Source organism: Corynebacterium sp. 1103A, assembly GCF_055700955.1.
On the sequence record NZ_JASTTF010000004.1, the window covers coordinates 176,583 to 194,573 of the forward strand.

A 17,991-nucleotide genomic window follows, 5' to 3' on the forward strand; every position below is an offset into this window, starting at 1 on the left:
CGGGAACTGAGAAGCTTCTTAGAAGTCCCAGTCGTCGTCGGTGGTCTCCTCCGCCTTGCCGATGACGTAGGAGGAGCCGGAACCGGAGAAGAAGTCGTGGTTCTCGTCCGCGTTCGGCGACAGCGAGGACAGGATGGACGGCGACACGCGGGTCTCGTCCGCTGGGAAGAGGCCCTCGTAGCCCAGGTTGTTGAGGGCCTTGTTGGCGTTGTAACGCAGGAAGCGCTTGACGTCTTCGGTCCAGCCCAGCTCGTCGTAGAGATCCTCGGTGTAGTCGATCTCGTTGTCGTAAAGATCGTAGAGCAGGTCGAAGGTGTATTCCTTCAGCTCCTGCTGCTTGGCCTCGTCCAGATTGCGCACGCCCTGTTGGTACTTGTAGCCGATGTAGTAGCCGTGGACGGCCTCGTCGCGGATAATGAGGCGGATGATGTCGGCGGTGTTCGTCAGCTTGGCGCGGGACGAGAAGTACATCGGCAGGTAGAAGCCGGAGTAGAACAGGAAGGACTCCAGCAGCGTGGAGGCGACTTTCTTCTTCAGCGGGTCGTCGCCCTCGTAGTAAGACATGACGATCTTGGCCTTCTTCTGGAGGTTCTCGTTCTCCTCGGACCAGCGGAAGGCGTCATTTATCATGGGGGTTGACGCCAGCGTCATAAAGATATTGGAGTAGGACTTCGCGTGCACCGATTCCATGAAGGCGATGTTGGTGTAGACCGCCTCCTCGTGCAGGGTGACGGCGTCGTCCAGCAAGCTGACCGCGCCGACGGTGCCCTGGATGGTATCCAGCAGCGTCAGGCCGGTGAAGACCCGCATGGTGGTCTCCTGCTCCTTGTCTGTGAGCGTCTTCCAGCTCGGGATGTCGTTGGAGACCGGGATCTTTTCCGGCAGCCAGAAGTTACCCGTCAGCCGGTCCCAGACCTCGAGGTCCTTTTCGTCCGGAATAGTATTCCAGTTGATTGCCTTAACCGGCTGGTCATGGCCGGAAACATACGCATCGTACTCGTGAGACAACGCAGGTGACCTACCTTCATGGATCGGGGGGGTATTACAACCCACCACGATACCCGAGTAAGCCCCGTAATTCCCCGCTGGGCGTCCTAACCTCGGGCTGCGGCCGGTTACCCCTACAAAATAACAATCAGGTCTAGTCCGCCCACAAGCGTTAACACATCCTTGTAGCCAGCGATAAGATCCACGTAAGCGCCTGCTGCCAGGCACATCACCGCCAGGAATACGCCACCGTGCCGTGCTCCTGTCCCGCCTTTTGCAACTACTTTCCCAGTCCACGCGCAAGGATTCCAGATTTTGCTTGCCCCTACTTCCCAGCACTCCACTCCCCTACTGAGCTCCGTCCTCGATCAGATAGGCGCCGAGATCATCAACGGGACCATTACCACCGGCCAGACCTTTACCCTGCTGGATATCTGCGCCCGCTTCGATATCTCCCGGACCGTCGCCCGGGAGACCATGCGCGCACTCGAGCAGATGGGGCTGGTGACCTCCTCCCGGCGCGTGGGGATCACGGTGCTGCCGATGACCGAGTGGGCGGTCTACGACCAGGCCATCATCAACTGGCGGCTGCAGTCCGAGCGCACGCGCGCCGATCAGATCGGCTCGCTCAACCAGCTACGCCTAGCCGTCGAGCCCATCGCCGCCCGCCTGGCCGCCCGGCGCGCTACCGCCGAGGAATGCGCCGAGCTGGCCACCCTCGCCCGCCGGCTTACCGAGCTGGAGACCTCCCCGTCCTCGCGCGTCGGCGAAGAGCTGGCCACCGACTTGCGCTTCCACACCATGATCCTGCAAGCCTCCGGCAACGAGATGTTCGCCGCGCTCGCGCCGTCGCTGCTGTCCACCTTCAAGGGCAAGTCCGTCTTCGGCTCCCCCAAGCGCGATCCGGTCGCCGGTACCACGCAGCTCCACCACGAGCTCGCCGCCGCCATCCGGGACCGCGACCCGGACCGCGCCGAGCACCTCTCGCGCATCATCCTGGACGAAAACCGCGCCAGCTCCCACCGCGACTGGTAAGCGCCAGGTTTAAAGGGCGAGGAAAGAAAAAGAAAGACCCGAGGGAATCACGGCGATTCCCTTGGGCCCTCTGGCGCTACCGGCGGTCAGCGCGGGCTGCAGCTAGAGCATGCAGGACACGCAGCCTTCGACCTCGGTGCCTTCCAGCGCCATCTGGCGCAGGCGGATGTAGTACAGAGTCTTAATGCCCTTGCTCCAAGCGTAGATCTGGGCCTTGTTGATGTCACGGGTGGTGACCGTGTCCTTGAAGAACAGGGTCAGCGACAGACCCTGGTCCACGTATTTCGTGGCGACCGCGTAGGTGTCAATGATCTTCTCGTAGCCGATCTCGTAGGAGTCCTTGAAGTACTCCAGGTTGTCGTTGTCCATGTGCGGCGCCGGGTAATAGACGCGGCCGATCTTGCCTTCCTTACGGATCTCGATCTTGGAGGCGATGGGATGGATGGACGACGTCGAGTTGTTGATGTAGGAGATGGAACCCGTCGGCGGCACGGCCTGCAGGTTGCGGTTGTACAGGCCGTCGCGGGCGACGTCCTGCTTGAGCTGCTCCCACTCCTCGGCAGACGGCGTGTGGATGGTCGAGTTTGCGAAAAGCTCCTTGACGCGCTCGGTCTGCGGCTGGAATTCCGCTGGATCGTAGCGGTCGAAGAACTCGCCGGTCGCGTACTCGGACTGCGGGAACTCCGCGAAGGCCTCGCCGCGCTCCTGCGCGATCTTCAGGGAGGCGCGCAGGGAGGCATAAAGCACCGCCGCAAAGTAGGCGTTGGTGAAGTCCAGCGCCTCCTCGGAGCCGTATTCGATGTGCTCGCGCCCCAAGAAGCCGTGCAGGTTCATCTGGCCCAGGCCGATGGCGTGGGACCGATCGTTGCCCTGGCGCACGGACGGCACGGAGTCAATAGCCGTCATGTCCGCGACCGCGGTCAGGCCGCGGATGGCGGTCTCGACGGTCTGAGCGAAGTTGTCCGAGTCCATCGTCATGGCGATGTTCAGTGAACCCAGGTTGCAGGAGATATCGTTGCCCAGGGTGCGGTAGGTAAGGTCCGTATTGAACTCCGACGGGGAGTTGACCTGCAGGATCTCCGAGCACAGGTTGGACATGTTGATCCGGCCCGTCTTGACCGGGTTGGCCCGGTTCACGGTGTCCTCGAACATGATGTAGGGGTAGCCGGACTCAAACTGGATCTCCGCGATGGTCTGGAAGAAGTGGCGGGCGTTAATCTTCTTCTTCCGGATGCGCGGATCCTCGACCATTTCCTCGTAGTGTTCGGTCACGGAGATATCCCCGAAGGCCTTGCCATAGACGCGCTCCACGTCGTACGGCGAGAAGAGGTACATGTCGTCGTTGCGCTTGGCCAGCTCGAAGGTGATGTCCGGGATAACCACGCCGAGCGAGAGGGTCTTGATACGGATCTTCTCGTCCGCGTTCTCGCGCTTGGTGTCCAGGAAGTTCAGGATGTCCGGGTGGTGGGCGTTCAGGTAGACCGCGCCCGCGCCTTGGCGGGCGCCCAGCTGGTTAGCGTAGGAGAAGGAGTCCTCCAGCAGCTTCATAACCGGGATGACGCCCGAAGACTGGTTCTCGATGTGCTTGATCGGCGCACCGGACTCGCGGATATTCGACAGCAACAGCGCCACGCCGCCGCCGCGCTTGGACAGCTGCAAGGCCGAGTTGATGGAGCGCCCGATGGACTCCATGTTGTCCTCGATGCGCAGCAGGAAGCAGGACACCAGTTCGCCGCGCTGGGCCTTGCCGGCGTTCAGGAAGGTCGGGGTGGCCGGCTGGAAACGGCCGGTCATGATTTCGTCGACGATCTTGCCGGCAAAGTCGACGTCGCCGTCGGCCAAGAACAGGGCGGTCATGGCCACGCGGTCCTCGAAGCGCTCGAGGTAGCGGCGGCCGTCGAAGGTCTTCAGCGTGTAGCTGGTGTAGTACTTGTACGCGCCCAGGAAGGACTTGAAACGGAACTTGAAGGCATAAGCCCGCTTGAACAGGTCCTTGATGTCGGAAAACTCGTACTTCTCAATGACCGTCGGGTCATAGTACTGGTTGTCCACCAGGTAGCCAATCTTTTCTTCCAGGTCGTGGAAGTAGACGGTGTTCTGGTTGACGTGCTGCAGGAAAAACTGATTGGCAGCCTCACGGTCCTGGTGGAACTGAATCTTGCCGTCTTCGTCGTACAGGTTCAACAGCGCGTTCAACGCGTGATAATCGAGTTTTTCTTCCGGCTTAACCGGCTCTGCCACAGTCTTTCCCAACTGGTTATCCACGGCTGCACTCAGGCCTTTCATCTACTACGTAATGCGCGGGCCGGCGAAGGCGGTTGGCCAGCCGCGTCCCCGCAAAGTAAGACGCGACTGCCAACCGCCCTAGTTAGCCCACGCGATATTTCATGTTTTCAAGTCTATCTGTCCGGCCGCTTCCCCGCGGCCGACTTTTGTTGATTGTCCTATGCGCTCAGGCCGGGCTCCAGCCCTAGCTGCTGCGCATTCGCTAGCAAACCGCCGCGGCAAACCTCCACGTCGTCGGAGCTGCCGAGTAGTTCGAAGCGATAGACGTACGGCACCTTGCATTTGGCGGAGATAACATCCCCGGCCTTCCCGAAGTCGGTGCCGAAGTTACTGTTGCCTCCCGCGATAACCGCACGGATGAGACTCCGGTTATGCTCATCGTTTAAGAAACGGATGACCTGCCGGGGAACCGGGCGGGAGTTTTGGTGGTTGATGGACGCTCCCCCGCCGTAGGTCGGGCAGACCAAGACGTAGGGCTCGTTGACAATCAGCGGCTCATCGTTCAGCCGCAGCGGAATACGCGCATTGGGGAAGCCCAGCTTCTCCACGAAGCGGCGCGTATTTTCCGTGGCGGAAGAAAAATACACGACCAACATGGATGTTCCCTGCCCCTAGTTACGCGGTGGCGGCGAGGGTTGCCAGTTCCTTGATGCGGTCCGGGCGGAAGCCGGACCAGTGCTCACCATTGGCTTCCACGACGGGGGCGGAGACATAGCCCAGAGCCATGACGTAGTCACGGGCCTCGTCGTCGAGGGAGATATCTACGGACTCGTAGTCCAGGCCGGCACGGTCCAGCGCCTTCTTGGTGGCGTTGCACTGCATGCAGGCGGGCTTGGTGTAGAGCTTGATAGACATGGTGGCAGGTTCCTTAATCCGTTTCGGGGAGGCAGATTCCTTCTTCTCCGGCTTGGCCGCAGAGCACGTTGCGCGCTCTTCGACGCCCTCTCAAGGCGGCACCTTGGCCCGCCGGAGCAACACCGACAACACTATACTTTGGGGCAGATACCCGCAACAGGCACAAGATCTTGTGCTCCCACGCGGGATATCCGCAGGACATCCGCAGCTCAAGCCCCACATCTAGGCCGGCGCTCACCAACGACGTAACTACACCGTTGGTATTTCCGCAGGACGAGCCAGTCCATTGTGACAGAATTCACTTACAAGGGTGTAATTACCCCGTAACGCAGAAAGCCGCTCCCCGTACTGCACTGGTCGTGCGACGGGGAGCGGCTTTCGCGCGTCCGGTTTAGACTAGCCTTGGCGAGCCTTGAAACGCGGATCCTTCTTGTTGATCACGAAGACCTTGCCGTGGCGGCGAATAACCTGGGCGCCCGGCTTCTTCTTCAGCGACCGAAGCGACTTGCGGACCTTCATCGGGCGCTCCTTTCTGAATGCGCAATAAAATGCGGTTTAATCTATAACAAAGAACGTGCTGAGCAACCTCAGCACTGACACGGGGAAACACTTTACCGTACGTTGCCCCAGACCCCAAAATTCATTCCTGGGGTTGGTAGCGCCGCCGCAGGTCGGCAGAGACCTCTTCGAGGCTGCGCCCCATGGTCTCCGGCACCAGCCCCCGGGTATAGCCGATGGCCACGAGCCCCAGACAGCCGAAGAGCGTAAAGGCCCACGGGCCGGTCAGCCACTCCACCAGCGGCAGGAAGTACTGCGCCACGGCCCAGTTGGTCGCCCACAGGCTGAGCCCGGCAATACCCATGCCGATGCCGCGGATGCCCACCGGCACCAGCTCCGAAATCAGCAGCCACGTGGTGGGCGAGACCGCCGCCTGCTGGAAGGCGATGAAGCTAGCCATCAGCACCAGCGACAGACCGGCGAAGAGCACCGAGCCCTCCGCCCGCGCGTAGACCACAGCCAGGGCGAACAGGGAGACCACGTTGCCACTCAGGCCGATGAGCAGGAGACGCTTGCGGCCTACTCGGTCGACCACCTTGAGGCCCACCCAGCACGCCGCAACGGAGACCGCGCCGATGACCATGGAAGTATAGACCGAGTTCTGGGTGGAAATCCCCACCTGGTTCATCATCGTCGGCGCGAAATAAACAATCGCGTTCACGCCGGTAATCTGCTGGGTCAGCCCCATCAGCATGGCCAGCAGGACGGTCACCTGCAGCCAGCGCGCGGACTTCAGCCGCGAAAACTCGCTGCCGTCGGTTTGATGGTGCTGGCTGTCGGCGACCTCGTCCAGCTCCAGCCCAACCCGGTTGGCCACCCGGCGGGCGTCCTCGATGCGGCCGCGGGCGACCAACCAGACGGGAGTATCCGGCAGGAACCACATGCCCAGCGCGAGCGCCGCGCCCGGGATGGCCGCGGCCGCCAGCATCAGGTGCCAGCTACCCAGCCCCGCCAGCGCGGAGTTGACCAGGTAGGCCAGCAGCTGCCCCACCACGATCATCAGGGTATTGAGCGAGACCAGCTTGCCGCGCACGGCCGTGGGCACCATCTCCGAGATATACATGGGCGAGACTATGGAGACCGCGCCGACCGCCAGGCCCAGGAAGGCCCGCGCGGCCGCCAGCATCATCACCGAGCCGGACAGCGCGCACCAAATGGAGCCCACCACGAAGACGACGCCGCCCAGGATGAGCGTCCGACGCCGCCCCAGGGATTCCGCCACGCGGCCGGCGCTGAGCGCACCGATGGCGGCACCGATGAGCAGCGCCGAGGTCACCCAGCCCTCCTCGTGGGCGCTCATCCCGAACTCGGGGGAAATAAACAGCAACGCACCGCTCATCACGCCGGTGTCGTAGCCGAAGAGCAAGCCGCCCAGCGCCGCTACCGTCGCCACCGTTTTAATATAAGAACTTTGTTTCACGTCCCACATTGTCGCACTCCACTACGATGAAGCACATGTCACCAGATCCGAACTCCACCCAGTCCGAAATCATAAAAGCCCTGCACACCCGGCCCTTAATCGATCCAGCAAAAGAGCTCGAGCAGCGCGTCGACTTCCTGGTTAATTGCCTCGAGACCACCGGCGCGGCAGGCTACGTCCTAGGAATTTCGGGCGGCCAGGACTCCACCCTGGCCGGCCGGCTGGCCCAGCTGGCCTGCGAGCAGGTCGACGGCGCGGCCTTCTGGGCCGTGCGCCTGCCCTACGGCCAGCAGGCCGACGAGGACGACGCCCAGGTGGCCCTGGACTTCATCCAGCCCGATCACCGCTTGGATTTAGACATCGCCCCGGCTACCGATGCCCTCTCCGCCGCCGCGGCCGATTCCTTGGGCCAGGACGCGCTCGGCGACTTCAACCGCGGCAACGTCAAGGCCCGCCTGCGCATGGTCGCCCAGTACGCCGTGGCCGGCGAGAAGAACCTCTTGGTAATCGGCACCGACCACGCCGCGGAAAACGTCACCGGATTCTTCACCAAATGGGGCGACGGTGCAGCGGATCTCCTCCCGCTCGCCGGCCTCAACAAGCGGCAGGGTGCACAACTGCTAGTACACCTCGGCGCGCCGCGCTCGACCTGGGCCAAGGTGCCCACCGCCGATCTGGAAGACAACAAGCCGGGCCTGCCGGACGAGGAGGCGCTGGGCGTTAGCTATTCCGACATCGACGACTACCTGGAGGGCAAGTCGGTCCCCTCCGCGGCCGCCGCCACCATCGAGCGCCTCTGGCGCGCCGGCGCACACAAGCGCCAGATGCCGCAGGGCCCTAGCCCGCTATAGCTCCTCCCCCGCGCGCCCAGTAGCGCTCGAGCACGCCGCGCGCGGCCGCGACCAGCGGGCGCTGGTAGGCCCGCCCGTGGGTCATGGCGTGCACCGCCAGCGGATGCAGCTGGTGCAGGTCGAAGTCGACCTTCGGATCGCCATACCCGGCCAGAATCTCGTCGAAGTACGGGGCGCCGAAAAGTTCCAGCATCGCCAGGTCCGTGTGCGGATGCCCACCGTGGGCCGCCGGGTCGATGACCACAGCGCCGCCCTCGCTAAACAGCAGGTTGCCGGCCCACAGGTCGCCGTGAATTCGGGCGGGTTCCACGTCGAAGTCGGTCGCGGCGATGGCCTGGCAGGCTCGCTCCACCGTGTCCAGGTCACCGGCGGAAAGGCCCGCCCCGCGAGCGAAGGGCAGCACGCGCTGCTGGGCGTAGAAGGTGCCCCACGAATCACTCGGGATGCAGTCCTGTACGACGCGGCCGATGAAGTTCTTGCCCTCCCAGCCCGCAGGCGGGCAGCCAAAGGCCTCGGCCCCGGCGGCATGGATCCGGCGCAGGCGCCGGCCGAATTCGCGCGCCGCCTCCGCCGTGGGGGTGGCCGGTTCCACCCGCTCGGTGCGCAGGTAGCTCTGCCCTACCTCGACGACCTCCACGACGGCCTCTGGCACCGCCTGGTGCAGCCAGCGCAGGCCCGCGGCCTCCGCCCCGGCCTGATCGGGTTGGGCAACGTCCTTGGTAAAAGTAGCCATCCCACCATCCTAACCAAAGCTCACCCCGGCGAACCGAGCGCGCGGGCAGGCACAGCAAAACCCGGGCCAGCTGAGCTGAACCCGGGTTTTAAAAATTGGTGGAGCTAACGGGATTCGAACCCGTGACCCCCACACTGCCAGTGTGGTGCGCTACCAGCTGCGCCATAGCCCCAAAGTACTGCGAAAGTACCAGGTATGAAGTTGTGGAGTGGAGCTAACGGGATTCGAACCCGTGACCCCCACACTGCCAGTGTGGTGCGCTACCAGCTGCGCCATAGCCCCGCATGCCGTGCATTAGACACCGTGCGGTATCTAGTGCGGCAACTCGTATTAATCTACACGCTGGCGAAGGCGCGAACCAAATCGCCAGCGTGAGCTAATTTTTCTCCGGCCGAGCCTACTTGGCTACCTGGTCGACCCAGGCGCCCAGATCGGAGGTCAGCTCCAGCTCTTCACCGTCGACGAAGATGCGCGGGGAGGACACGGAACCGGTGTCCTTCTCCAGCTTGTGGTAGTTGGCGGCGGCAAATTCCTGGCCGGCGCTCAGATCCATGCCCTTGATCTTGTCTACGGCGTCGCCGGAGGCGTCGAAAGCCTTGGCGGCGTCAGCCATTTCCTCGGCGCCCCACTGGCGGGCGACATCCTGCTGGTCCTCGAGCAGGACCTTGCGCAGGTTCCAGTAGGCGTGGACGTCGCCGTCTTCCACCAGAGCGCGGGCCGCGGTGGCCGCTTGGGTGGAGTAGCCGTCAAGCTTTTCCGGATCGTCCTCGCCGTCCATGAAGTTCAGGGTGCGGATGTGGACGACCATCTTGCCGTCCTCGATGGCCTGGGCCATCTTTTCGTCGGAGGCGACTGCCAGCTCCGCGCAGTGCGGGCAAGAGAAGTCTTCGTACAGGTCGACAACCGGGGCATCGTCCTTGGTGTTGGCGGACTTGAGCACCACGGAGTGGTCCTCGTACTGCATGTCCAGGTTGACGTCGACGGCGCGGTCGGCCAGCTCATCGGTCTTTGCGCTCTGGCCGTTCCAGATGATGTAACCGATAACGACGGCGACGATGACCAGCAGGGCTACCAGGCCCCACAGGAACCCGGACTTGCCGCTGGCGTTCGGGTCCGTGACTTTCCGAGAATTACTCACTTACTCCACTCATCCTTGGTTTAGGGTTGTTTGCGGTCTTTGCACCTGGGAATAGCCTACCCAAGCAGGCCTTAGGGGTAAATTGCGAACCTCTTGAACGGACGCACCCAAACCCAGACCATGAGCACGAGGAAGAAGAGATCGCGCCCCAGGGTCTTGACGTAGTCCATGACTTGGTCAGTGTTGGCCGGATCGACTTCGAAACAGCCGCAGTCGATGTCCAGTCCGCGGGCCCAGGCTTGGCCAATGCCGATCATGAATAGCACCAGCACGATGATGCCCACCTTGGCTGCCGAGCGCATGAACAGGCCCAGAAGCAGCAGGACACCGCCGGCGATTTCCAGCGGGCCAATGAGATGGGCCAAGTAGTGCGACCATTCCGGCGTGAAGATCTGATAAGCCTCGATGGTCTGGGTCATCGTAAAGTGCTTGTTGAGTTTCTCCACACCTGCGGCGATCCAGATATACGCCATGAAGAAGCGCGCGAAGGCGCTAACGAGGTCGAGAATCAGGCTTTTATCGAGTTTCTTCACGCTTGAACAGTTTACACATTACTCGGCGCTGCTCAATGCGTTCTTGACCACATCGACAGCCTCTTTCAGAACTTGTTCCAGGTGTTTTTCACCCAGGAAGGACTCCGCGTAGATCTTGTACTTGTCCTCCGTACCCGAGGGGCGCGCAGCGAACCAGGCGTTTTCGGTGACCACCTTGAGCCCGCCCAGGGCCGCGCCGTTGCCCGGAGCCTCGGTGAGCTTGGCGCGGATGTCCTCCCCGGCCAGCTGCGTCGCCGTGACCGCGTCCGGACTAAGCCCCTTGAGGACGACCTTGGCGGCGCGGTCGGCGGGCTCGTCGATGCGCGCGTAGGCTAAGCTGCCCAGCTGTTCAGTCAGCTCCTGGTAGCGCTGGGACGGCGACTGCCCGGTCACCGCCTGAATCTCGGCGGCGAGCAGGTTCATGATGATGCCGTCCTTGTCGGTGGTCCAGGTGCTGCCGTCGAAGCAGAGGAAGGACGCGCCGGCGGATTCCTCGCCGCCGAAGGCTAGGGAGGCGTCCTGCAGCCCCGGCACGAACCACTTGAAGCCGACGGGGACCTCCACCAGTTCCCGTCCCAGGCGGCCCGCCACCCGGTCAATGAGCGAGGAGGACACCGCGGTCTTGCCGATCCCGGCACCTTCCCAGTCGGGACGGTGCGAAAAGAGGTAGTCCACGGCCACCGCGAGGTAGTGGTTGGGGTCCATCAGCCCGGCGTCCGGGGTGACGATTCCGTGCCGGTCCGCGTCCGCGTCGTTGCCGGTGGCGATGTCGTAGGTCTCCCGGTTGGCAATCAGCGAGGCCATCGCCGCCGGGGAGGAGCAGTCCATCCGGATCTGGCCGTCCTTGTCTAGGGTCATAAACCCGAAGGTGGCGTCCACCTGCGGGTTGACCACGGTCAGCTGCAGCCCGTAGCGCCGGGCGATCTCCGGCCAGTAGTCCACCGCCGCCCCGCCCATCGGGTCCGCGCCAATGCGCACGCCCGCCTTGGCGATGGCCCGCAGGTCCACCACCTTGTCGAGGTCGTCGACGTAGGAGCCCAGGAAGTCGTAGGTCGCAAGGCCCGGGTCCGTGCCCCCGGCAACGTCGGCTCGTTCGACGCCCTCGAGGCCGGCGCGCAGGTAGCCGTTGGCGCGGTCGGCTATCCAGTCGGTCGCCGCGGAGTCGGCCGGGCCACCCGTCGGCGGGTTGTACTTAAAGCCGCCGTCGCGCGGCGGGTTGTGGGACGGGGTGATCACAATGCCGTCGCTGCCCGGGTGGGTGACGATGGCGCGGGAGACCGCCGGGGTCGGGGTGTAGCCGCCGCGGGCATCGACCCGCACGTCCACCCCGCGGGCGACGAGGACTTGCAGCGCCGAGACCATCGCCGGCTCGGACAGCGCATGGGTATCCCGGCCGATAAACAGCGGGCCGGCGATGCCGTGTTCGGTGCGGTAGTCCACGATGGCCTGGGTGATGGCCCAGATATGCCATTCGTTAAACGCCGCGTCCAGGCTGCTGCCGCGATGGCCTGAGGTGCCAAAGACCACCTCCTGGCCCGGGATGTGGACGTCAGGGCGGAGCGCATAGTAGGAGGTCACCACGTGGGCGATGTCGTCGCGGTCTTCCGGGCGGGCCGGCTGTCCGGCGCGGGGGTGGGCCATGGCGGGTTCCTCTCGTCGCGGTTTAGGGAGGCCAGTGCTGGCACGGATCCTTGCGCCTTCATTGTCGCCCGCGCGGCCACGGCGCGCAGCATGAGCACACCTGCCTTTACCCCCGCCACACAAATCTTTTGTCATTTAGGTCACAAATCAGTGTGGCGGCGGGTACATTCCAAGAATGGACTCGTTACAGAATTTGCTCGACTCGGTGGGCTCCGTCGTCTGGGGCCCGTTCTTCCTTATCCCCCTGCTGCTGTTGACCGGCCTCTTTTTGACCATCCGCATGGGCGGCCTGCAGTTTCGCGCCCTCGGCCGTTCCCTGCGCGCGGTGTTCAGCCGCGACGACTCGGATGATTCCACCGACGGTGATATTACGAACTACCAGGCGCTGACCACGGCGCTGGCCGCCACCGTGGGTGTCGGCAACATCGTGGGTGTGGCCACGGCCCTGTCCATCGGCGGGCCGGGCGCCCTGTTCTGGATCTGGGTCACCGGCCTGGTCGGCATGATCACCAAGTACACGGAGGCCTATTTGGGCGTCCGTTTCCGCGCCACCGACGCCCGCGGGGAGCAAATCGGCGGCCCGCAGATCTACCTCCAGCGCGGCATCCGCGGGCCCCTGGGCAAGATCCTCGGCGTGGCCTTCGCCATCTTCGCGGTCTTCGCCTCCTTCGGCATCGGCAACCTCACGCAGGGCAACGCCATCGCTTCCAACATGGAGTCCACCTTCGGCATCGACCCGGTCGCCTCGGGCGCCATCATGTTCGTCGCCATCGGCGCGGTGCTGCTCGGCGGCATCCAGGCCATCGGCCGCATTACCTCCGCCTTCGTGCCGCTGATGATCATCATCTACGTGGTCGGCGGGATCATCGTGCTCATCACCAACGCCGGGGCGCTGCCGGAGGCCCTGGCCACGGTCTTCACCGACGCCTTCACCGGCACCTCGGCGGCCGGCGGCTTCACCGGCGCCGGCATCATCATGGTCATCCAGTTCGGTGTCGCCCGCGGCATCTTCTCAAACGAGTCCGGCATGGGTTCCGCCGCGATTGCCGCCGCGGCCGCCAAGACCCCGCACCCGGCCCGCCAGGCTTTCGTATCCATGACCCAGACCTTCATCGACACCCTCGTCGTGGTCTCCATCACTGGCCTAGTCATCGTGGTGACCGACACCTGGGACGAAGGCCGCGACAACGCCGCCACCATGACTGCCGACGCCTTCTCCGTCGGCCTGCCCGGCCACTGGGGCGGCACCATCGTCTCTCTGTCCATCATCTTCTTCGCCTTCTCGACCATCGTGGCGTGGTCCTACTACGGCGAGCGCGCGCTGGCCTCCCTGGTGGGCACCATCGCTACCCTGCCCTACCGCATGTTCTTCACCGTCGTCGTCTTCGTCGGCGCCGTCACCGAACTGGATCTGGTCTGGTCCTTCTCCGACCTGGCTAACGGCCTGATGGCGGTACCCAACCTCATCGGCCTGCTCATCCTCTCCGGGCTGGTGGCTCGCGAGACCAAGGCCTACCTCAAATTCGATCCGGGCCTAAACCGCCCGTTCACCGAGGTGCGCGAGTTCACCGAAGCCCAAGGGATGGACTGGAAGTAGCCGCCTTGCCGCGGCTAGCACTAGCATAGGAGACTATGCGCGAAGCTCTGATTGTCGGCGCCGGGGCTGCCTTGGGCGCTGTTGCCCGGGTCGGGCTCATGGCGTTTTTTGCCCAGGCGTGGTGGCCGCTGCTGGCCATCAACGTTGCCGGCTCAGCGCTCATGGGGTATTACCGGCCCGGGCCTTTCTGGTCGACCGGGGTGCTCGGGGGATTTACCAGCTTCGCCACCTTCGCCCTGCTCAGCTCGGAGCTCAGCCCCGGCGCCGCGGCCGCCTACGTGGCGGCCACGCTGCTAGGCTGCGTCGGCGCGTACCTGGCCGGCGCGCACTTCAGTGGTGAGCGGTCATGACGGCGCTGAGCCTCAACACCCTGCTCATCCTCGCCGCGGTAGGGCTGGGCGCGTTTCTAGGGGGCATGCTGCGCTACGGCCTGTCGCGCCTTCTGCCCAGCCCGGGAGGCACCTTCGCGGCGAATATCCTGGGCTCGCTCGCCCTGGGCCTGACCGTGGGGTTTTTCCGCCTGGGCGGCTGGGAGGCCGGGCCGTGGGGTTCCGTGGCCTACATGGGCCTAACCGGTGGTTTCGCCGGCGGTCTGTCAACCTGGTCCACTTTTGCGCGGGAGCTGGGAGTCATGCTCAAGGCCCGCCACTGGGGGCGGGCCTTGCGGTATGCGGCTATCACTGTGGCGATTGGCATTATCGCCGCGTGGCGCGGGGTGATCTGGGCCGAGCGAATCTGGTTCGGCTAGCCCCGCGCGGGGCGGCTTTAAGAGGAGATGGCCTCCAGCGGCGGGGTCTTCGCGGCCCGGCCAGCCGGCCAGAGGGCGGCGATTACGCCCACCAAGCCGGAGCCGACCAGCATGATGGCCAGCTGCCCCCAAGGGACGGTGGCCTCGTCGAGGCCCTGGTCGGACATGACCTGGATGAAGGACCAGCCCAGCCCCAGGCCGATGAGGATGCCCATGACCGCGCCGAAGATGGCGATCTGGACCGCCTCCAGGGTGATCATGGTGCGGATCTGGCGGCGCTGGGTACCCACGGCGCGCAGCATGCCGATCTCCTGGCGGCGCTCGATGACGCCTAGGGTCAGGGTGTTGACGATGCCCAGCACGGCGATGACCACGGCCAGCGCCAGCAGCGCGTAAAGGATGGAGAGCATCTGGTCGATCGCGCCGGCGGACTCGCTGGCGTACTCCTCGCCGGTGGCGACCTGGACAACCACGAGGTCCTTGACGGCCTCTTCCAGGTTGCTGCGCAGCTCCTCCAGGTCGGTGCCCTCGGCCGCGTTGACGCCCACCATCTGGATGGTCAGCGCGTCCCGCGGCACGAGCTCCTCGACCAGGGCCTGGTTAATCGCGAAGCCCTGGATTATCTGGTTCGGCTCGAAGGTGCCGATGAGCTTGGCATCGACCGCCTCGCCGATGCCGCCGGCCCTGGTCATCGGGTAGGTCTGTCCCACCTGCCAGCCGTGCTCGGCGACGTAATCGGTGGTGGCGATGAAGCCGGGCTCAGCCTCGAAGTTGACGTTGCCTTCCGCCACATCCAGCTGGAAGAGGTTTTCCGGGTTGGTGTCCATGACCATGGACTGCTGGAAGCGGGGGCCGTAGTCCAGGCTGGCCTGCCCATCGATGGCGACCGGCGCCATGGACAGCGAGAGCACTTCGCCTACCCCGTCGGCCTCGCTGGCCTTGTCGGCGGTGTCATTCGGCGTCGGGAAGGAGCCAGACTGCGGGCCGGCTAGAATATAGTCGGCCGAGATCTTGTCATCCAGCACGTTGGAGATGGACGTCTTCATCGTCGCGCCCAACATACCGATCGCGGTGACGAGCGCGATGCCCAGGGTCAGCGCGAAGGCGGTCGCGGCCGTGCGTCGCGGGTTGCGCCGGGAGTTGGTCGCGGCCAGGCGGCCTATGGCCCCGAAGGGGGCACCGAAGACCCTACCCAGCACCGGCACGATGGGCAGCGAGAGCGCCGGGCCGGCGAGGAAGAAGCCCACGATGACAAAGAGGGCGCCCACACCGACTAGGACGGCGCGCGGGGTAGTCTCGGCATCGATAAGCGCGCCCATGGCTGCCAGGGCCGCGCCGAGTACCAGGACGAGGCCACCGATGATGGTACGCACCTTGAGCGAGGATCCGGCGGCAGACTCGGTGGTGCGCCTCGCCTCGACCGGCTCCACCGCGCCCGCCCGCTGGGCCGGCATCCAGGCAGAGACCACCGTGACGATGGTGCCGAGCACCAGCGGGACCAGGACGGCGGAGGCGGACAGGCCCAGCGAGTCGTCCAACGGCATGCCCTGGCCGTTCATGACAGCCTTGATGATAACGACCAGGCCAATGCCCGCGACGACGCCCAGGGCGGAGCCAATGAGCCCCACGATGAGAGATTCCATGACCACCGAGCCGGTGATCTGGCCGCGGGAGGCGCCCAGGGCGCGCAGAAGCGCGAATTCCTTGGTCCGCTGCGCGACGATCATGGAGAAGGTGTTCGCGATGATGAAGGTGCCCACCAGCAGCGCGATGAGCCCGAAGGCGATGAGGAAGTAATTGACGAACTTCAGCGCCCCGGAGATGGTCTCGGAGAGCTCGTCGGCCAGTTTCTGGCCGGACTCAGCCTCGACCTCGTAGGTCGCGTTGAGGTGATCGACCAGCTGGTCGGCGCTTACCCCATCGGCTGTGGCCACGCGCAGCTGCTGGGAGTCACCGTAGGCCTCGTTGAAGCCCTCGGCGTCCATCGACAGGGTTAGCCCGGACCCCTGCTCGATCGCCGGCTCAACGATGCCCGAGATAGTCATCCGGTCCTGCTTGTCCGGGTGGACCACGACGACCTCGTCGCCGATTCCGATGCCGAATTTCTCGGCCGCCCCGGAATTTACGACGACCTCGTTGGTGCCCTGCGGGGCGTTACCCTCGACGAGCTCCGCCGGCTGACCCACCGTGTCCTCGGGCGCGTAATACGGCACTAGCGCGGAGGTACCACCCTGGGTCTGGAAGGCCTCGGAATCGGAATTGGCCACCACGACCGTCTGGCTCGACTCCATGTTGACGCCGCCGACTTGCGGGTCGTCCGCCAATTTCTGCCGCATCTCCGCGTTAAGAAGCGGGCCGCTCTCCTTCTGGGAGACGGCCGCGTCCACGCCGGTAAAAGAGTTCGACACCGCGGAGTCGAACGTCGAGGACAGCGAGTTGGTAAACATGAACGAGCCCGCGATGAAGGCGGTGCCCAGCACCACGGCCAGCACCGTCAGACCCAACCGCAGCTTGTGGGCCAGGATGTTGCGCAGGGATACCCTACGCATGGTTTTGTTCTTGCCCATACTTAGCTCTCAATCTCCGCCATGATCTGGTGGATGGCCTCCATGGAAGGATCCTCCAGCTCGTGCACCATACGGCCGTCGGCCAGGAAGACGACCCGGTCTGCGTACGATGCCGCCTTGGCGTCGTGCGTGACGATAACGACGGTCTGCCCATCTTGGTCGACACTGGTGCGCAGGATGTCTAGGACCTCGGCGGAAGAATTGGAGTCCAGGTTGCCGGTCGGCTCGTCGCCGAAGATGATCTCCGGGCGGGAGACCAGCGCGCGGGCGCAGGCCACGCGCTGCTGTTGGCCGCCAGAGAGCTCAGCCGGGCGGTGCTCCAGGCGCTGCGCCAAGCCCAGGCGCGTGGTGATCTCGCCGAACCACGACTTATCCACCTTCTTGCCGGCGATATCCACCGGCAGGGTGATGTTTTCTGCCGCGGTCAGCGTCGGCACCAGGTTGAAGGACTGGAAGATAAAGCCGATGCGGTCGCGGCGCAGAGCAGTGATCTCCTTATCGCTAAGTTGCGACAGATCCGTCTCCCCAATGAGGGCAGCACCGCTGGTCGCCGAGTCCAGGCCCGCCATGGTGTGCATCAGCGTCGACTTGCCGGAGCCCGACGGCCCCATGATGGCCGTGAATTCCTGCTGGCGAAAGTCGATGGTCACGTGATCCAGTGCGGTAACAGAAGTTTCCCCTTGGCCGTACTGCTTAAACAGCTCGATGGCCCGGGCTGCAACTGCCGGGGTCGACGCGCCGACGGGAGAAGCGGCAGAATAAGTCATAACTTCACTTTCTTAACTGTAGATAACAACTATTACAGCTTAGCGTGCCAGACAACCTGTCGCATCACCACCCCTCAAAGCAATACAGACAACCGAGCACCCCGTCAGGTCGGCAAACGACGCTGACTAAGACCCGAGAGAATAAAGCCAAGGATCGCAGAAAGGAAGGGCTCCCGGCCTGTGGCCGGGAGCCCTTCCTTGGTTATTGAATTATGTGTTGTTGTTTGGTGTCGGCGGTAACCTACTCTCCCACAACCTCCCGGTTGCAGTACCAT

General features: G+C 64.1%; 17 protein-coding genes and 2 tRNA genes. 5 read left to right on the forward strand and 14 right to left on the reverse strand.

Features of this window, described 5'->3' with window-relative positions; translation table 11 throughout:
• Positions 1–18: 18 nt before the first annotated feature.
• Positions 19–1,008 (reverse strand): class 1b ribonucleoside-diphosphate reductase subunit beta, encoded by a 990-nt coding sequence (gene nrdF, locus QQS52_RS05030; protein WP_472772853.1) that lies wholly within the window; start codon positions 1,006–1,008, stop codon positions 19–21.
• 294 nt (positions 1,009–1,302) lie between these two features.
• Between nrdF and QQS52_RS05035 the strand changes: the two genes are divergently transcribed.
• Positions 1,303–2,022, forward strand: a complete 720-nt coding sequence (locus QQS52_RS05035) for a FadR/GntR family transcriptional regulator (RefSeq protein ID WP_472772854.1) — start codon at positions 1,303–1,305, stop codon at positions 2,020–2,022.
• 102 nt (positions 2,023–2,124) lie between these two features.
• Here the strand turns inward: QQS52_RS05035 and nrdE are convergent, their stop codons facing one another.
• The 5 genes from nrdE to QQS52_RS05060 all read right to left on the reverse strand — a co-directional run bounded on the left by nrdE (position 2,125) and on the right by QQS52_RS05060 (position 7,141).
• Positions 2,125–4,287 (reverse strand): class 1b ribonucleoside-diphosphate reductase subunit alpha, encoded by a 2,163-nt coding sequence (nrdE, locus tag QQS52_RS05040; protein ID WP_141759400.1) that lies wholly within the window; start codon positions 4,285–4,287, stop codon positions 2,125–2,127.
• Positions 4,288–4,466: 179 nt separating this feature from the next.
• On the reverse strand, positions 4,467–4,904 hold the full coding sequence (gene nrdI, locus QQS52_RS05045) for a class Ib ribonucleoside-diphosphate reductase assembly flavoprotein NrdI (protein ID WP_472772855.1): 438 nt from the start codon (positions 4,902–4,904) through the stop codon (positions 4,467–4,469).
• Positions 4,905–4,923: 19 nt separating this feature from the next.
• Positions 4,924–5,163, reverse strand: coding sequence for a glutaredoxin-like protein NrdH (gene nrdH / locus QQS52_RS05050; protein WP_472772856.1), 240 nt, complete (start codon positions 5,161–5,163; stop codon positions 4,924–4,926).
• 396 nt (positions 5,164–5,559) lie between these two features.
• Complete coding sequence (gene ykgO / locus QQS52_RS05055; protein ID WP_003847162.1) at positions 5,560–5,682, reverse strand: type B 50S ribosomal protein L36; 123 nt, start codon at positions 5,680–5,682, stop codon at positions 5,560–5,562.
• A gap of 121 nt (positions 5,683–5,803) precedes the next feature.
• A complete protein-coding gene (locus QQS52_RS05060; RefSeq protein ID WP_472772857.1) occupies positions 5,804–7,141 on the reverse strand; it encodes a sugar porter family MFS transporter in 1,338 nt (445 codons plus the stop codon).
• 26 nt (positions 7,142–7,167) lie between these two features.
• Here QQS52_RS05060 and nadE point away from each other — a divergent pair, with 26 nt between their 5' ends.
• Entirely contained in the window at positions 7,168–7,992 is an 825-nt protein-coding gene (gene nadE / locus QQS52_RS05065; RefSeq protein ID WP_472772858.1) for an ammonia-dependent NAD(+) synthetase, read from the forward strand.
• Here nadE and QQS52_RS05070 read toward each other — a convergent pair.
• From QQS52_RS05070 to pgm, 6 genes are all read right to left on the reverse strand, one after another.
• Positions 7,979–8,725 carry a fructosamine kinase family protein gene (locus tag QQS52_RS05070; protein ID WP_472772859.1) on the reverse strand — a complete coding sequence of 249 codons (747 nt, stop codon included), beginning with the start codon at positions 8,723–8,725 and terminating at the stop codon, positions 7,979–7,981. The genes nadE and QQS52_RS05070 overlap by 14 nt on opposite strands.
• A 96-nt stretch (positions 8,726–8,821) precedes the next feature.
• Positions 8,822–8,897, reverse strand: a tRNA-Ala gene (locus QQS52_RS05075).
• 37 nt (positions 8,898–8,934) lie between these two features.
• Positions 8,935–9,007: transfer RNA gene (locus QQS52_RS05080), tRNA-Ala, on the reverse strand.
• A gap of 115 nt (positions 9,008–9,122) precedes the next feature.
• Positions 9,123–9,863 (reverse strand): thioredoxin domain-containing protein, encoded by a 741-nt coding sequence (locus QQS52_RS05085; protein WP_472772860.1) that lies wholly within the window; start codon positions 9,861–9,863, stop codon positions 9,123–9,125.
• A 71-nt stretch (positions 9,864–9,934) separates the two neighbouring features.
• Positions 9,935–10,396 carry a MauE/DoxX family redox-associated membrane protein gene (locus tag QQS52_RS05090; protein ID WP_472772861.1) on the reverse strand — a complete coding sequence of 154 codons (462 nt, stop codon included), beginning with the start codon at positions 10,394–10,396 and terminating at the stop codon, positions 9,935–9,937.
• 18 nt (positions 10,397–10,414) lie between these two features.
• A complete protein-coding gene (pgm, locus tag QQS52_RS05095) occupies positions 10,415–12,037 on the reverse strand; it encodes a phosphoglucomutase (alpha-D-glucose-1,6-bisphosphate-dependent) (RefSeq protein ID WP_472772862.1) in 1,623 nt (540 codons plus the stop codon).
• Between the two features lie 175 nt (positions 12,038–12,212).
• Between pgm and QQS52_RS05100 the strand changes: the two genes are divergently transcribed.
• Genes QQS52_RS05100 through QQS52_RS05110 form a run of 3 tightly spaced genes read left to right on the forward strand, consistent with a single transcriptional unit; the run spans position 12,213 to position 14,382 of the window.
• Positions 12,213–13,634, forward strand: coding sequence for an alanine/glycine:cation symporter family protein (locus QQS52_RS05100; RefSeq protein ID WP_472772863.1), 1,422 nt, complete (start codon positions 12,213–12,215; stop codon positions 13,632–13,634).
• A 35-nt stretch (positions 13,635–13,669) separates the two neighbouring features.
• Positions 13,670–13,984: a fluoride efflux transporter family protein gene (locus QQS52_RS05105; RefSeq protein WP_472772864.1), complete on the forward strand. Its 315-nt coding sequence runs from the start codon at positions 13,670–13,672 to the stop codon at positions 13,982–13,984.
• Positions 13,981–14,382 carry a fluoride efflux transporter FluC gene (locus QQS52_RS05110; RefSeq protein WP_472772865.1) on the forward strand — a complete coding sequence of 134 codons (402 nt, stop codon included), beginning with the start codon at positions 13,981–13,983 and terminating at the stop codon, positions 14,380–14,382. Before QQS52_RS05105 ends, QQS52_RS05110 begins: the two co-directional genes overlap by 4 nt.
• Before the next feature lie 17 nt (positions 14,383–14,399).
• Here QQS52_RS05110 and QQS52_RS05115 read toward each other — a convergent pair whose 3' ends face one another.
• Both QQS52_RS05115 and QQS52_RS05120 read right to left on the reverse strand, forming a co-directional pair.
• Positions 14,400–16,949 (reverse strand): ABC transporter permease, encoded by a 2,550-nt coding sequence (locus tag QQS52_RS05115; RefSeq protein ID WP_472772866.1) that lies wholly within the window; start codon positions 16,947–16,949, stop codon positions 14,400–14,402.
• 2 nt (positions 16,950–16,951) lie between these two features.
• Positions 16,952–17,716 carry an ABC transporter ATP-binding protein gene (locus QQS52_RS05120; protein ID WP_472772867.1) on the reverse strand — a complete coding sequence of 255 codons (765 nt, stop codon included), beginning with the start codon at positions 17,714–17,716 and terminating at the stop codon, positions 16,952–16,954.
• Between the last annotated feature and the right edge of the window lie 275 nt (positions 17,717–17,991).

Bases quoted from the DNA above. Each gene is read 5' to 3' on its own strand.
- nrdI (WP_472772855.1), bottom strand. From the start codon at position 4,904: ATGTTGGTCGTGTATTTTTCTTCCGCCACGGAAAATACGCGCCGCTTC.
- nrdH (WP_472772856.1), bottom strand. From the start codon at position 5,163: ATGTCTATCAAGCTCTACACCAAGCCCGCCTGCATGCAGTGCAACGCC.
- ykgO (WP_003847162.1), bottom strand. From the start codon at position 5,682: ATGAAGGTCCGCAAGTCGCTTCGGTCGCTGAAGAAGAAGCCGGGCGCC.
- nadE (WP_472772858.1), top strand. From the start codon at position 7,168: ATGAAGCACATGTCACCAGATCCGAACTCCACCCAGTCCGAAATCATA.
- QQS52_RS05070 (WP_472772859.1), bottom strand. From the start codon at position 8,725: ATGGCTACTTTTACCAAGGACGTTGCCCAACCCGATCAGGCCGGGGCG.
- pgm (WP_472772862.1), bottom strand. From the start codon at position 12,037: ATGGCCCACCCCCGCGCCGGACAGCCGGCCCGCCCGGAAGACCGCGAC.
- QQS52_RS05100 (WP_472772863.1), top strand. From the start codon at position 12,213: ATGGACTCGTTACAGAATTTGCTCGACTCGGTGGGCTCCGTCGTCTGG.
- QQS52_RS05105 (WP_472772864.1), top strand. From the start codon at position 13,670: ATGCGCGAAGCTCTGATTGTCGGCGCCGGGGCTGCCTTGGGCGCTGTT.
- QQS52_RS05110 (WP_472772865.1), top strand. From the start codon at position 13,981: ATGACGGCGCTGAGCCTCAACACCCTGCTCATCCTCGCCGCGGTAGGG.
- QQS52_RS05115 (WP_472772866.1), bottom strand. From the start codon at position 16,949: ATGGGCAAGAACAAAACCATGCGTAGGGTATCCCTGCGCAACATCCTG.
- QQS52_RS05120 (WP_472772867.1), bottom strand. From the start codon at position 17,716: ATGACTTATTCTGCCGCTTCTCCCGTCGGCGCGTCGACCCCGGCAGTT.